Source organism: Microcoleus sp. PH2017_28_MFU_U_A (assembly GCF_020738035.1).
Classification (GTDB): Bacteria; Cyanobacteriota; Cyanobacteriia; order Cyanobacteriales; family Microcoleaceae; genus Microcoleus.
The window spans coordinates 54,660-69,079 of record NZ_JAEQCX010000035.1; the positions used below are offsets into that span (position 1 = coordinate 54,660).

General features: G+C 47.2%; 11 protein-coding genes, 1 pseudogene and 1 riboswitch. Of the genes and pseudogenes, 8 read left to right on the forward strand and 4 right to left on the reverse strand.

What is annotated here, in order from left to right; all coding sequences use genetic code 11:
- Positions 1-169 precede the first annotated feature (169 nt).
- The 3 genes from JGK14_RS06525 to JGK14_RS06535 all read right to left on the reverse strand — a co-directional run bounded on the left by JGK14_RS06525 (position 170) and on the right by JGK14_RS06535 (position 4,617).
- Positions 170-1,597: an ABC transporter substrate-binding protein gene (locus JGK14_RS06525; protein WP_293174526.1), complete on the reverse strand. Its 1,428-nt coding sequence runs from the start codon at positions 1,595-1,597 to the stop codon at positions 170-172.
- Between the two features lie 241 nt (positions 1,598-1,838).
- Complete coding sequence (gene ntrB, locus JGK14_RS06530; RefSeq protein ID WP_293174528.1) at positions 1,839-2,687, reverse strand: nitrate ABC transporter permease; 849 nt, start codon at positions 2,685-2,687, stop codon at positions 1,839-1,841.
- Between the two features lie 100 nt (positions 2,688-2,787).
- Positions 2,788-2,999, reverse strand: a riboswitch (cyclic di-AMP (ydaO/yuaA leader).
- A 280-nt stretch (positions 3,000-3,279) separates the two neighbouring features.
- Positions 3,280-4,617 carry an SLC13 family permease gene (locus JGK14_RS06535; protein WP_293174531.1) on the reverse strand — a complete coding sequence of 446 codons (1,338 nt, stop codon included), beginning with the start codon at positions 4,615-4,617 and terminating at the stop codon, positions 3,280-3,282.
- A gap of 137 nt (positions 4,618-4,754) precedes the next feature.
- Between JGK14_RS06535 and JGK14_RS06540 the strand changes: the two genes are divergently transcribed.
- From JGK14_RS06540 to JGK14_RS06550, 3 genes are all read left to right on the forward strand, one after another.
- Entirely contained in the window at positions 4,755-6,107 is a 1,353-nt protein-coding gene (locus JGK14_RS06540; protein WP_325314869.1) for a HAMP domain-containing sensor histidine kinase, read from the forward strand.
- Between the two features lie 42 nt (positions 6,108-6,149).
- A complete protein-coding gene (gene bchD, locus JGK14_RS06545) occupies positions 6,150-8,249 on the forward strand; it encodes a magnesium chelatase ATPase subunit D (RefSeq protein ID WP_293189733.1) in 2,100 nt (699 codons plus the stop codon).
- A 210-nt stretch (positions 8,250-8,459) separates the two neighbouring features.
- Positions 8,460-9,656: an RNA-guided endonuclease InsQ/TnpB family protein gene (locus JGK14_RS06550; protein ID WP_293195769.1), complete on the forward strand. Its 1,197-nt coding sequence runs from the start codon at positions 8,460-8,462 to the stop codon at positions 9,654-9,656.
- 119 nt (positions 9,657-9,775) lie between these two features.
- On the opposite strand, the gene JGK14_RS06555 is transcribed toward JGK14_RS06550, so the two are convergent.
- On the reverse strand, positions 9,776-10,129 hold the full coding sequence (locus JGK14_RS06555) for a PEP-CTERM sorting domain-containing protein (protein WP_293174537.1): 354 nt from the start codon (positions 10,127-10,129) through the stop codon (positions 9,776-9,778).
- Between the two features lie 568 nt (positions 10,130-10,697).
- On the opposite strand from JGK14_RS06555, the gene JGK14_RS06560 reads away from it, so the two are divergent.
- From JGK14_RS06560 to rpsU, 5 genes and pseudogenes are all read left to right on the forward strand, one after another.
- Positions 10,698-11,426 (forward strand): Bax inhibitor-1/YccA family protein, encoded by a 729-nt coding sequence (locus JGK14_RS06560; RefSeq protein WP_293174544.1) that lies wholly within the window; start codon positions 10,698-10,700, stop codon positions 11,424-11,426.
- Between the two features lie 297 nt (positions 11,427-11,723).
- Positions 11,724-12,269 (forward strand): annotated as a pseudogene (locus tag JGK14_RS06565) (PCRF domain-containing protein); the annotation flags it as partial.
- Positions 12,270-12,293: 24 nt separating this feature from the next.
- Complete coding sequence (locus tag JGK14_RS06570) at positions 12,294-12,713, forward strand: peptide chain release factor-like protein (RefSeq protein ID WP_293174984.1); 420 nt, start codon at positions 12,294-12,296, stop codon at positions 12,711-12,713.
- Between the two features lie 66 nt (positions 12,714-12,779).
- A protein-coding gene (gene prfB, locus JGK14_RS06575) for a peptide chain release factor 2 (RefSeq protein WP_293174547.1) occupies positions 12,780-13,890 on the forward strand; the annotation gives its coding sequence in 2 pieces (ribosomal slippage) (positions 12,780-12,851 and positions 12,853-13,890; 1,110 coding nt in all).
- A 329-nt stretch (positions 13,891-14,219) separates the two neighbouring features.
- On the forward strand, positions 14,220-14,414 hold the full coding sequence (rpsU, locus tag JGK14_RS06580; RefSeq protein ID WP_006632476.1) for a 30S ribosomal protein S21: 195 nt from the start codon (positions 14,220-14,222) through the stop codon (positions 14,412-14,414).
- Positions 14,415-14,420 lie beyond the last annotated feature (6 nt).

The window sequence follows — 14,420 nt, forward strand, 5'->3', positions numbered from 1 at the left end:
CAGTCGGTTTCAACTGAGCTCTTGCATCAATGTCAATTGGGGCTTTTTCGTGGGGTGGGGCGGGTTTATTTAACCTGTCTGCTACCTTTTAGGCTGTTGGCTTTCCCCGCCCATACAGGTTGTTGAAAATGGTGCAAGATGTCATAGGAACAGCGAAAGCAGTCAAATATTAAGACTGAAAAAAAGATTGAGGGCGATTGGCTCGAATTTCAAAACTATTCAAATAACCCACCGGATCGCTGGGGTCAAATGATTTTTTGTCAATGAAAACTTCCGCAGGTTCGACTTTGTAATCCTCCTGGGGACAATCGATCGCCATTTCGGCAACAATCTTGCGGTAAAGGTCGGTTCTCCAAGCTTGTTTAGCTAATTCATCAGCATTTTTCGGCACCTCCTTAATGTGTCCCCAGCGGGCCGCTTGAGTCATCAACCAAATACTGTGAGACTGCCACAAAAATGTTGAATGATTTCCCGGTATTTGGGGCAAGTTCTTAGGAATGTCATAGAAAATTGTGGTATCTTCAGATATTATAGTGCGGTCTTTTTCATCAAACCCACCATAATTGTATTCCCCAACTATTCCCGGTCGCGTAAATTTGTCGATCGCCCCGTTTTTAGGTTTAGCCCCCGTAAAAGATCGATCGGTCAACAATGCTGCTATTTGACTGCGATTTTCCGGTTTGCTGCAAAACTGACAAGCTTCCACCATTGCCTTCACCAGCGAGTAATAAGTCTTCGGGTTTTCGTCAATGAATGATTGCATTACTCCCAAAACGCGATCGGGATGTCCCTGCCAAACTTCCTTACCTTGCGCGAAGGTAAACCCCACGCCCAAATTACCTTTAATTGCCCGCGTATTCCAAGGTTCTGCCACCATGTAAGCCTGCATCGCCCCGATTCTCATATTCGTTACCATTTGAGGCGGCGGCACAATAATTATCCTAAATTCTTTGAACGGATCGATACCGGCAGCGGCAGATATATAACGCACAAAGTATTCGTAAATAGCAGAACTTAGTACAACTGCCCAGACTTTATTTTCTACTGGTTGACTCTCAAAAAAACCTCGAAATTGCTTGCCAAATTCTTCTAAATTGCCGTTGTATTCGTGCCACGGGCGCAAACCAAAATCCCACATTGCTTTGCTCATCGTCATCGCGTTGCCGTGGCGGTGAATTGTCATTGCCGCGCACATGGGTGCGTGACGCGCTCCTTCGGCACCAATGCGGGCGTTTGTGATGGCGCCGGATACGACTGGGGAGGCGTCGAGGCGCCCGAAAATCAGGCCGTCGCGGGAGGTTGCCCAGCTTGCTTCGCGGTTGAGTTTGACGTTTAAGCCGTATTTGCGGAAAAATCCTTTCTTCCAGGCGATCGCAAATGGTGCACAATCGTTAACGGGTACGTACCCTATGGTTAGATTGGGTTTCTCTAAGGTTTGGGAATTGACGATCGGCTTTACCGCTTCGGCTTCTTCTGTGAGTCCTTTTGCCGATCGATCGGCGTTAATCCCACAACCAGATAAAGCCATTCCCGCCGCCGCACCCATTCCTTGCAAAAACTCCCGCCGATTCCATTCATTGGAAAAGTTATCACTCATACCATTTTAGATTTTAGATTTTAGATTTTAGAATTGAAGAATTGAAGAATTGAAGAATTGAAGAATTGGCAATTACTGATGAGTTAAGGGTTTGGCTCTAGCAAATCAATTGCATTTTATTTGGAGTTCACTATGATATAATTCTCCATCGTTAATCGCTAACTATCCGCCATCTCAAACCTGAGTTTTTAGCTAATGACTAATGACTGCTGACTAATGACTACTGACTAATGACTAATAACTAATGACTCTCGATCGATCGATGCGTTACCATTTCTTGAACTTTGCCAACAGCCCAATCGAGCAGCAAACCAGTTATGCCAATTACAAACACCGCTAAAAATACCGAACTTAGATTCAAACGGCTCCACTCATCCCACACAAAAAAGCCAATTCCTACACCACCAGTCAGCATTTCCACCGCCACAATCACCAGCCAAGCAATCCCCAAACTAATCCGCAAGCCAGTAAAAATGTAAGGCAAACTCGCAGGCAAAATTATCTTAGTAATCCGCCTCCAGCGCGGCATCTCCAACACTCGCGCCACATCCAGATAATCCTTGGAAACGCTAGAGACTCCCAAAGCCGTGTTGATAATTGTCGGCCACAAAGACGTAATAAATATCACAAAAATTGCCGACGGATCTGCTAAATTAAAGATTGATAGAGCGATCGGCAGCCAAGCCAGCGGCGACACCGGTTTGAAGATTTGAATCAGCGGATTGAGCGCCATCATCGCCGGTTTCGACATCCCGATCAGAAATCCCACGGGAATCGCCACAACGGCACCCAGCAAAAATCCTAGCAACACCCGCCGCAAACTCGCCAGCAGCAGCCAGCCAATGCCTAAATCTCCCGGCCCGCGCTGGTAAAATGGATGCAATATGTAATCTAAATTAGCGATTAACGCTTGATACGGAGTGGGAATTAAATCGCTTTTGAAGCTGGCAACAATCCACCACAGGCCAAGAATTCCCAAAAAACCAACCGCCGGCAACAATACATTATCTCGGATGATGACGGGTTTTGTTCGTTTCCAGGCAGCTTGTCCGGCAATTGCGATCGCAGATAAATTAAGTTGAATTGACATTTAAATCTCCTCAGAGTCAGGGGCGGTACAAGAAATCTTGAACAATACCAACCGGAGACACTGACGAAGCCAAACTATCTATTGAAGACAAGTTGACTCTTCAGTCTCTTCTCAATGCCTGCGAAGTTAGCTGACGGGCTAGGACTGAGAGATGTCCTTCTCTAAAGATTTCAAACTCAAAATTACACTCAAATTTGGCAATTTTTAACTTTGGTTTTTAATTCTGTAGGGATTCGCCCCGAAAATTGGTTCCTCCGCTCCAGCCACAGGCTTTGTTTAAGGGCGCAGTGCTGGATTAGGCTTGACTTTTAAGCCAATTTAAATTAACCTAGCACGACCTTCTCATCCTGTCAATACGTCTTTAGGAGTAGGTAGGGGCGATGATCGGCGAAGCCCAAAAGTTGAGAAACAGAACTAATACAATTTGAGATTTTCCATTTTTCGATTTGAGATTAGGCAATGACTGATGACTTAAGGGTTTGGATCGCTGGCCTACAGTTGCTTTTTTTGAAGGGGTATAATAAATGCTGACTAATGACCAATGACTAATGACCAATGACCAATGACTAATGACTAATGACTAATGACTTCTTCAAATCAGAAACCGGATAGTTACATAAACAGCCGCAGCCACCAATTGCAAAGCCATCACAGGAAGCCCGTAACGCAGAAAAGTTTGAAAAGAAATCCGGCGCCCGTGCAGCTCAGAAATTCCCGCAGCCACAATATTAGAAGAAGCTCCTACCAAAGTGCCATTTCCTCCTAAAGTTGCCCCGTACATCATCGCATAAAACAGTGGCAGCACAGCAGGTGGAAACTGCCCTGCAAAATCGGGTGCCAGCACCTCCGTCGGTGCGAGTCCGACATTCACAACATACTGTTTTAACAGTGGCACCATCGCCACAACAAGCGGAATATTTGGCACCACGCTCGACATCAAACCCACGAAAAATAACAGCGTTAAAGAACCAAGAAAAATATTTTTACCTAAAATAGCTGCTAAAATTCCCGACATCCCAGCGATGACTCCGGTTTTTTCCAAACCGCCAATTAGCACAAATATCGACATGAAAAATAGCAGCGTACTCCAATCTAAATCCCGTAAAATATTGTTCAAAGAATCTATTTTGGAATGGTGAGCCAAGAGCATTGCCAAAGCCGCCCCCAACAAAGCCACGGCTGCTGGTGAAATTGGCACGGGCAGCGACTCTCCCACTACAAAAAATGTCAGCACGAAAGCTATAATTAAACCGCCCACCGCTAACACTCGCGGATGATTGATTTTTGGGTGTGGCAAATGTTCCAAATCATCCAATTCTTTGTGCCAGATTTCGGGGAACATCCACGGCAGAATAACTAAGATGACTGCTACGGCGATCGCCCCACCTAAACTTAACTTTAACAGGTAATCTGTAAAGCTCATGTTAATCGCATCGCCGACTATGAATGTCGCCGGATCTCCCACGATTGTCAGCAGTCCCGAACTGTTAGCCACAAATACCATTAAAATCAGCAGCGGCACAAAATCTACACCGACTTCTTCTGCCATTGGCGGTATTAACGGTGCTAGCAGCATGACAGTCGTGGCATTTGGCAAAACTGCACAAATTGGGGTAGTAATTCCGACAATACCAAGCAAGAGATTTTTGCCTTTGCCTTTCGCCAACAGCACCATTTGAGTTGCCAAGTAGTCGAATATCTTGGTAGGCTCAAAGGCTCTCACCATGACCATGACTCCAAAAAACAAGCCCAGCGTTCCGTGACTGCGACTAATATATTCGATCGCATCCTTTAACGTCATTACGTGGGTGAAAACCAGAATCAGCGCTCCCAGAAATGCGGCAATTGTGAGGTGTATCCATTCTGTAATTATTAAGAAAACTACACCGATAAATGTGGCCGCAGCGATCGCAGCTTGCACGTTTTCCATTTAGTCCCCTGACAAAATTAAAAATTAAAAATTCAAACCTCTCGGATTGAGGGATTATACTACTTTATGGCTATTAGGTCAATAAGTTTAAGTGCTCCTTTTGGCAGCACCAAGCTGGAATGTATTCATAGTGAGAGTTGCAGCACAGGGAAAAATTAGAGCGAAACTACTTCTTTTGGCAGGCTCGCGTGGGGGTGAAGTTTGGTATGGCGATCGGGCGATCGCTCAACTACAATGAAACATGGGGAATATCTGCCAAACTTCGCCCCCACGCAGACATTATGGACTACAGCCAACTGCTCGCCGACAAAACCGATACCATCCTCAAAAACTGGATTGAAGCAGTACGCTTGGATCGGAAAATAGAAAGCGCTGACACCTTGCCACACTCTGCGATCGAAAATCACATACCTCACCTGTTGGGGGCGATGGTCACAGTGCTTTCACAATCTCAAAACAGCGACATAAAAGCAATAATTGAAGCCAGTTTAGACCACGGGTTTCTGCGAGCAGAACAAGGCTACGATGCCGCAGAAGTAGCTCGGGAATACCATTTATTGCGTCAAGTAATATTCTCCCACTTAGAAGCACCATTGCTAGCAGGAACCACCGCCGACGTATTCAGAGCTTTTCGGCTCATAGATGCCGTAGTAGACGAAGCAATTGCCCAGTGTTTCGATAGCTACGTCGCTCAGAGGCTCCAGGAACTTCAACAAATCCAAACTCAGTTAAAACTCAACAATCAAGAACTGAATCGTCTTGTCAGCGTCAATCAAGAAAACCTCTACCATTTAGCTCACGAACTCAAAACTCCCCTCAACTCAATTATCGGTTATTCCGAACTGTTTTTGCGTCAAGAAAAATGGCAATCCGAAATCAAAGATACCCTCCCCGGCATCGAACACATCGAGCGAGTATTGCGCAACGGCAGACAGTTGCTGCGCCTGATTAACGATACCCTAGAACTTTCTCGCGCCGATGCAGGCAAAATTAAACTTAACCTGCGGCAAACTAATGTACGATCTATAATTAGTACCGTAGTAGAAATGATGCAGCCAATAGCTGATGCTAAAGGATTAAAGCTCGCTGTTACCAGCGACTGCGCCCCCACACAAGTAATCGCCGACGCACAGCGGCTGCAACAAATTCTCACTAACCTGCTGAGCAATGCCATTCGCTACACAGAAGCTGGTAGCATTGAATTAAGTTGCTGCCGTGCTGGAAATGCAAATTGGGCGATCGCCATTACAGATACCGGCATCGGCATCGCTCCCGCACATACCAACCGCATCTTTGAGCCATTCTTTCAAGCCTCAGAAGCCGGCCAACAGCACTTTCCCCCCGACAGCACCGGTTTGGGATTAGCTATAGTATCGCGGCTCGTTACCCTGATGCAAGGCAAAATCGAGCTCGCATCAGAAATCGGAGTCGGCTCAACTTTTACCGTGATTCTCCCCTTAGAAGTTAAAATACTTCAAGCAGTAACCTAAACATTAAGTTCAAATTTTTAGATCCGAAAATCAGAAAATCCTATGCCCGCAGCCAGCCTTAGCCCTTCCACAGCATCCTTTCCCCTCACCGCCGTAGTTGGGCAAGAAGCAATCAAATTAGCCCTGCTGTTGGCAGCAGTAGATCCCGGATTGGGAGGAGTTGCGATCGCCGGACGCCGCGGTACAGCAAAATCAGTAATGGCCCGCGCCTTGCATTCCCTACTGCCACCAATTGAAATTGTCAAAGACTCTTTTTGCAACGCTGAACCTGATGAAATTATTGCAGAAAATGCCTCTGACCTGTCAGAAGAAAACGGGCAAGATGCCCGTTCCACAAATACAAATCCAGCCACCGAAATAATTCCCACACCATTCATTCAAATTCCCTTGGGTGTCACCGAAGACAGACTCTTAGGTTCAGTCGATGTCGAACAATCAGTAAAATTCGGTCAAACTGTATTTCAACCCGGACTCTTAGCCCAAGCAAATCGAGGCGTACTTTATGTAGACGAAATTAACCTCCTCGATGACAATATTTCCAACCAATTGCTCACAGTATTAACCGAAGGCCGCAACCAAATAGAGCGCGAAGGAATTAGCTTCCAACATCCCTGCAAACCTCTGTTCATTGCCACCTACAACCCCGAAGAAGGCCCCCTCAGAGAACATTTGCTCGATCGCATCGCGATCGTCCTTTCCGCCGACGCAGCCCTCGAACTACAAGAAAGAGTCTACGCAGTAGAACAAGCTTTATCCTACTCCAGCTCCCCCCAACAATTTCTCACTCAATACGCCGAAGACACCGACAACCTCAAAACCCAAATCATCCTCGCCAGAGAATGGCTCAAAGATGTCACCATTAAACGCGAACAAATCGCCTACTTAGTAGAAGAAGCCATCCGCGGCGCAGTTCAAGGACACCGCGCCGAAATATTCGCAGTGCGCGTCGCCCGCGCCTGCGCCGCCATCGAAGGACGTACAGAAGTTAACGCCGAAGACTTGCGCCGCGCCGTAGAATTAGTCATCGTACCCCGCGCCACCGTCATCCAATCTCCCCCAGACGAAAACTCTCCTCCTCCCCCGCCGCCACCACCCCAAAAGCAGTCAGAACAAGAACAAGACGAACCAGAAAACGAGCAAGAAGACGAAGAAAATCAAGAGGATGAAGACAACCCCGAACCTCAAGAAGAACCAGAGCAAGATACCATTCCCGAAGAATTTCTGTTTGACCCCGAAGGCGTAATTCTCGACCCCAGCGTGCTTTTATTCGCCCAACAATCCGCCAACAAACAAGGCAAATCCGGCAGCAGAACCACCATTTTCTCCGAAGATAGAGGCCGTTACGTCAAGCCAATATTGCCCAAAGGCCCAGTCCGTCGCATCGCCGTTGACGCGACTCTTAGGGCCGCCGCACCTTACCAAAAAGCCCGCCGCCAAAGGAATTCAGACCAAGAACCCGCGGCGAGTTCCAGCCCAAATCGAGATAAGCGGGTATTTGTGGAACAGGGAGACATTCGGGCGAAGCGCTTGGCCAGAAAAGCTGGGGCTTTAGTCGTATTTGTCGTGGATGCTTCGGGTTCCATGGCGCTCAACCGGATGCAGTCGGCAAAAGGTGCTGTCATGCAGCTACTCACCGAAGCTTATCAAAGTCGCGACCAAGTTGCGCTGATTCCCTTTCGCGGAGAACAAGCAGAAGTATTGTTACCGCCGACTCGATCGATAGCCTTGGCCCGCAAGCGTTTGGAACGATTGCCCTGCGGCGGCGGTTCCCCCCTGGCCCACGGTTTGACTCAGGCGGTGCGCGTGGGAGTTAATGCGCGGCAGTCTGGAGATATCGGTCAAGTGGCGATTGTTGCTATTACTGACGGACGCGGTAATATTCCTTTGGCTCGTTCTTTGGGCGAACCGATTTTAGATGGCGAAAAGCCGGATATTAAGAAGGAGTTGCTAGAAATTGCTGCCAAAATTCGCGGTTTGGGAATGCAGTTGCTGGTGATTGATACCGAGAGCAAGTTTATTTCGACCGGCTTTGCGAAGGAGTTGGCCAAGACTTCTGGCGGGAAATACTATCATTTGCCGAAAGCTTCGGAACAGTCGATCGCAGCTATGACTAAAAATGCTCTGCGCGACGCGATCGGCTAAAATCCTTAACGGACACGCGGGAAGTCCCGCGCTCTAACGCAGGGCGTGAGCGTCGGGATGAAAGCCGAGCGAGGTGAGGAGTCCCATTTGCCCACAAGCTACTAGGCGTAAGCCATAGAGAGATGGGCTCCTCGGCGACGAGATGAGCAAACTCCTTGCATTTTCTTTGTATATCAGCTATAATATTATCAGCAACCTTGGTTAATGATAATGTATCAGGCTTACAAGTTCCGACTATATCCGACAGCCGAACAGCAGCAGTATTTTGCTGGTGCTTTCGGCTGTTCGCGTTGGTTGTGGAATTACAGCCTAAATATGAGTCAGGAAACATACAAGGCTACGGGTAAGGGGCTAAGTCGAGGTGCGATCCAAGGTTTATTACCTCAGCTAAAAATAGAATATCCTTGGCTGAAGAAAGGGGCTTACTCGCAATCTCTACAGGTTGTTGCGCTAAATCTGTCTGTTGCCTACCAAAACTTCTTTGAGAAAAAAGCTGGATTCCCTAGCTTCAAATCAAAGCACGGTCGGCAATCTGTCAGCTATCCTCAGAATGTCAAGGTTGGCGAAAAGTCGATCAAGCTACCTATCATTGGTGAAGTGAATTGCAAAGTTCATCGCACTTTTGATGGCACAGTTAAGACTGTTACCGTATCTAAAAACCCAGATGGAAAGTATTTTGCTTCTATCTTGGTTGATGATGGCATCAAGAGCGTAGAAACTACTGCGAAAGGCAAGGCAATTGGTTTAGATGTAGGTTTGATTGACTTCTGTGTAACTAGCGATGGCAGTAAGTATAAAAACCCTCGTCACCTCAAGAAACATAGCAAAAACCTCAAGCGCAAACAGCAAAAACTCAGTCGTAAACAGAAAGGAAGTAGCACTAGAAACAAAGCTAGAAGATTAGTGGCTAAAGTCCACTCTAAAATCAAACGTGTTCGCGAGGATTTTCTGCACAAACTGTCCCGCAAGATAGTAGACGAAAACCAAGTCATTGCAGTAGAAGATCTAAATGTCAAAGGCATGGTACGCAACCACTGTCTAGCCAAAGCAATTAGCGATGCTGGCTGGGGGATGTTCGGAACAATGCTCAAGTACAAAGCTGAGAAAGATGGGAAAACCTATATTGAGGTTGAGCGATTTTTCCCTAGCTCCAAAACTTGCAATAATTGTCTGCACAAAGTATCCGAGATGCCTTTGGATGTTCGTCATTGGGATTGTCCTAAATGTAAATCTCGAAACGATCGCGACGTGAATGCGGCAAAAAATATCAGAGATGAAGCCTTGCGGTTTTTGGCATTAGGAACGAGTGCTGCTGCCAGTGGAGGGAATGTAAGTCGTGGTGGCAAGATTTCGGTCTTGTCGAACGCGGTTCCCCTTGAAGCTGGAAGCCCGCTCTCTACCCGATAGGGTGAGAGTCGGGTAGTTCACATCGAGATTCACTAGCCTGGATCGTGGCACAGGCATCTTCCCTGTGTCCTGAATTGTGGCACAGGCATCTTCCCTGTGTTGCATCTACTCTTAACAATCTAAAAACTTTGATTTTTGCCAAAACTCTCCTGTTTAACTCTCCCTCTCCGGCGAGTCATCACCAGCGAACCGGCGACTAAAACCAACCCCGCCAGCATTGAAGGCTCAGGAATTTTCACCGGCCCAGCCGCCCGGTTTACCGTTCCCGAGTTCGGGCTCGGTAAAATTGTACCTTGCGCGGATTGACCAGTCAGAGCCAGCAGCAAATGTTCTGAACCCTGCGATGAAGTGGCAGTAGAAACGGCACTGACATTAGCTGCAAGGGCAGCTTGACCGCCGGAAATAAGGGTAGTTGCCGCCAATAGAATTCCGGCGGCAGGTGGCAATAATGTGCGAGCAAAAAAGGTGGGCATTAGATATTACCTGTTTGGCATTTTGTCGATCGAACTAAATACTTTCACGATTAATTTGCTTTACATACCCTGTCTCGACCACTTTCGCAACCCACCCAACCGCTTAAAAATTTAAGATTTATTTTATAGTTGAGATGATTCAGATTTCCGGGCTGTAGTTTCAACTAAGTCACCAATCAAAAACCTAAAATCAATGGGAGTCCCTGACTCAATCATAAACTGCTCAATCCCAAATCGTAAATCCCAAATTCCAAATTGATTAACTTCAGCTATATATTTGCAATGCGATCGACTTTTAGGTTGCCCATCGCCGGCAATAGCACCGGTACTTTAACCTCAATTATAGCTCTACGACGACTGACAACGGTCTCAGACATCGTTCCCCGACAACGACCGCAGGGTGGAGATTTACTGGTACGGCGTTGATTATAAACAATCACTTCCAGGTAGGAAGTGATCTCACCCCCGTTCTTTATCAAATCTTTAAACTACTTCATGTTTTGTCAACAAACTGTAAAGCTGTCAAAATATAGATAGCAAATCTCAGCCAAAATTAGGTAACATCCTCGTGAGTAACACCAGCAACTTCCGCGAAGCCGTGCGCGAGGCCAAAAACCACGCGCTGGTTGGCCCCAACGTCATCGCTAACGCTCTCCCCTTCGTGGGCGGCGGACTTGTCTTAACTGCTGTCGGCACCTACGGCGGCCTCGGAGTCATCCGCAACTATCCCGGTATCTTCTTTCCGACGTTTATTGCTGCGATCGTCCTAGAATTAATTCTGTTCTTCGTCGCCAGCGCCGCCGCCGAACAAAACAACAAAAACACCGCCTTGCCCCTGCTGGCTACCTACAGCCTGCTTTCCGGCTACACCCTCAGCGGATTGGTATTTACAGCCCTCAGAACCCAAGGCGTCGGTATCGGCGGCATCGGTTTTGCAGCCCTCGGCTGCGGCATTACTTTCATCGCCGCCCGCCAAATAGGCTCCAACTTGTCGGAAGCAGACGGCATGGCCCTCACCAAGACTATCAGTTTAGGTGTCATTGCTTTGTTAGTAGTCGTTGGCGGTCAATTTCTGCTGTCGCTGTTTGGCGTTTACACCCCAACTTGGTTGGAAATTGGCATTTCTGGCATCGGCGTGTTTATATTTGCTGGTGCTGCGATCGTCGATTTTTACATCTTACCCCGCACCTACCACGACGACCAGTATTTGCCCGCCGCCCTGTCGATGTACTTGACTTACATCAACTTGTTCATCTTCATTCTGCGCCTGATGATTGCTCTCAACGGTCGCGATTAATCATTGAAAGTTTAGCTTAAAAACAACCGCAGCGCGATCGACATCCGGCTGCGGTTTTTTATTACCTTGACAATTCCCGCTTGCATCCGCGTTCATCCGCGTTCACCTGCGGTCAAAAAATATTTTTTAGTATTTGTGGCACAACAAGTGAGCCACAAGCTAAGATTAATATAATCACCCACAACGCTGGAGAAATCACAGTGGAAATTCTAGAGACCAAACACAATATCGAAATTTTGTGCGATCGACTAACCAACCTACAAGACTGTCTTTGACTCAGCCTTAACCGCCGAAAGCCAAAAGTTACAACAGCTAGCAGCACAGCCGGAATCTGGCAACAGCATCAACAGAGTTGAACGACCACTCCAAGAACTAGACGCACTCCAATCCTATCAGGCAAAACTCAACCAGTGCCAAACAATTTTGGCAGATGCTACAGCAGCACTGGAGTTACTCGAATTTCAAGCAGACGACGAACTAGAGCAAGAACTTCAAACTAATTTAGCTCAACTAAACCACTCTCTCCAAGAGTATGAAATAGAGCAATCCTTGAGCGGGCCTTGCGACAAAAATGGAGCCTACCTCATAATTAAGGCCGGAACAAACGGTATCGATGCTCAATACTGGGCAGAAATGTTGCTCAGAATGTATATTATGTGGGGACTAAGCCGAGGCTACCAAGTTGCGGACGTTGAATCTTCCCCAGCGCCTGAAATAGGAATTATTTCTACAACCTTGGAAATAGACGGACGTTACGCTTGCGGCTATCTCAAGTCAGAAACCGGAATACACCGACTTAAACGGAAATCGCCTTTTAATATTACCATAATGCGACTCTCTTCTACAGCGACGGTGGAAATTTTGCCAATGTACGTGCAATTGGAGATTGCACAGCAGGATTTAAGAGCCATATTACCCAATCTCAATCAGAATACTAACGGAACCAAAGCATGGGTGAAAATTGTGCATATTCCTACTGGTATTTCTGCCATTTGTGACGGATGTCGCACTCAAATGCAAAATAAAGACAAGGCTTTGGCGGTTCTCAAGAGCAAACTGTTTGCTATTATGCAAAGGCAAGGAGTTCAGCAGCTTGCAGACATTCAGTGCGATCGGCTAAAAACATTCCTCAACCAACCAATTCGAGAATATCAATTTGCCAGCGACAGCGCAAACCAGGACAAAGTTCTGGATTTCCGTACAGGAATCGAAACAACAGCCGTCGCCGAGGTACTCGACGGCAAGATTGACCCATTCATCAAAGCTGGTCTGCTGCTGAAAAATTGATTTGCACAGATTGAACCCAATTTCAGCTAAAATCGACAAGACACCACAAAACTAGGAGAACTCACAGTGGAAGTTCTAGACATCAAACACGATATTGAAACATTGTCCGATCGACTGGGTACCACCCAGGACTATCTTTGACATCCCCGCACTCACAGCCAAAATCCAAGATTTAGAGCAAATCTGCGCCCAACCGGCATTCTGGGACGACCAAGAACAAGCTCAAGGAACCCTCCAAGAACTGAATGACTTCAAATCTCATTTAGACCAATACCACGGCTGGCAGACTAGCCTAGAAGACGCTAGAGCTATTTTAGAACTGCTGGAGTTAGACGCAGACGAGTCCCTGTTCCAAGAAGCCTCATCGAGTCTTTCCCAATTAACCCGCGAACTTGACCAGTGGGAACTGCAACAATTACTCTCTGGGCCCTACGACGAAGGCGGCGCGGTTTTGACAATTAACGCCGGGGCCGGCGGTACAGATGCTCAAGATTGGGCCGAAATGCTGCTGCGGATGTACACCCGCTGGGGTGAAAGTCAGGGTTACAAGGTACATTTAACCGAGATTTCTGAGGGAGAGGAAGCAGGTGTTAAATCTGCCTCTTTGGAAATTGTCGGCCGCTACGCTTACGGCTACATGAGGTCGGAAAAAGGTACTCACCGTTTGGTGAGAATTTCGCCGTTTAACGCTAATGACAAGCGTCAAACAAGTTTTGCGGGCGTGGAAGTGATGCCGGTGCTCGATCGATCCGTTAAACTGGATATTCCAGAAAAAGATTTGGAAGTCACGACTTCTCGCGCAGGCGGCAAGGGCGGACAAAATGTTAACAAGGTAGAAACGGCTGTCCGCATCGTTCACCTTCCGACTGGTTTAGCCGTCCGCTGTACCGAAGAACGCAGTCAGTTGCAAAATAAAGAAAAAGCTCTCGCCTTACTCAAAGCTAGGCTGTTGGTGGTTGCTAGGGAACAGCGCGCCGCCGAAATTGCCGAGATTCGCGGCGATATGGTAGAGGCGGCTTGGGGCAACCAAATTCGCAACTACGTGTTTCACCCCTATCAAATGGTCAAGGATTTGCGGACTGGAGTGGAAACAACTGCCGTCTTAGATGTGATGAACGGCGAATTAGAGCCGTTTATTCAAGCTTACCTGCGCCAGGAAAATCAGTTGGTCAGTTGACAGTTGACAGTTGACAGTTGACAGTTGGTCAGTATCCGCTCAATAGCTCGGGGTAGAGTACTGCGTTTGGAACGATTTTGCGATATTTAACGCTCATCATTGAGCGATTTACCCCGATTTATTGAGCGGATACGTTGGTCAGTTGGTCAGTTGGTCAGTAGTCAACTGTCAATTAACTGTCAACTGTCAATTGTCAACTATCAACTGAATGAAGAACCTATTTTCTGGTATAATTTTGGGGTTTTGGTCGATCGCCCGACATCCAACAGGTCGCGCCGCCAGAAACCTTGATATGATAAAACTTGATCTAACGAACCAAAGGAGAAAGAATGACCCAAGTTGTAATCGGCGAAAATGAAGGGATTGAGTCAGCCCTACGACGGTTTAAGCGACAAGTTTCCAAAGCGGGAATTTTTCCCGACATGAGAAAGCACCGCCACTTTGAAACCCCCCTCGAAAAGCAGAAGCGCAAAGCTATTGCTAGAAGGACTAAGAGACGCTTCCACCGCAACAACAAACCCTAGAACTAG

Bases quoted from the DNA above. Each gene is read 5' to 3' on its own strand.
- rpsU (WP_006632476.1), top strand. From the start codon at position 14,220: ATGACCCAAGTTGTAATCGGCGAAAATGAAGGGATTGAGTCAGCCCTA.
- ntrB (WP_293174528.1), bottom strand. From the start codon at position 2,687: ATGTCAATTCAACTTAATTTATCTGCGATCGCAATTGCCGGACAAGCT.
- JGK14_RS06525 (WP_293174526.1), bottom strand. From the start codon at position 1,597: ATGAGTGATAACTTTTCCAATGAATGGAATCGGCGGGAGTTTTTGCAA.
- JGK14_RS06555 (WP_293174537.1), bottom strand. From the start codon at position 10,129: ATGCCCACCTTTTTTGCTCGCACATTATTGCCACCTGCCGCCGGAATT.
- JGK14_RS06550 (WP_293195769.1), top strand. From the start codon at position 8,460: ATGTATCAGGCTTACAAGTTCCGACTATATCCGACAGCCGAACAGCAG.
- JGK14_RS06570 (WP_293174984.1), top strand. From the start codon at position 12,294: ATGTACGTGCAATTGGAGATTGCACAGCAGGATTTAAGAGCCATATTA.
- JGK14_RS06535 (WP_293174531.1), bottom strand. From the start codon at position 4,617: ATGGAAAACGTGCAAGCTGCGATCGCTGCGGCCACATTTATCGGTGTA.
- bchD (WP_293189733.1), top strand. From the start codon at position 6,150: ATGCCCGCAGCCAGCCTTAGCCCTTCCACAGCATCCTTTCCCCTCACC.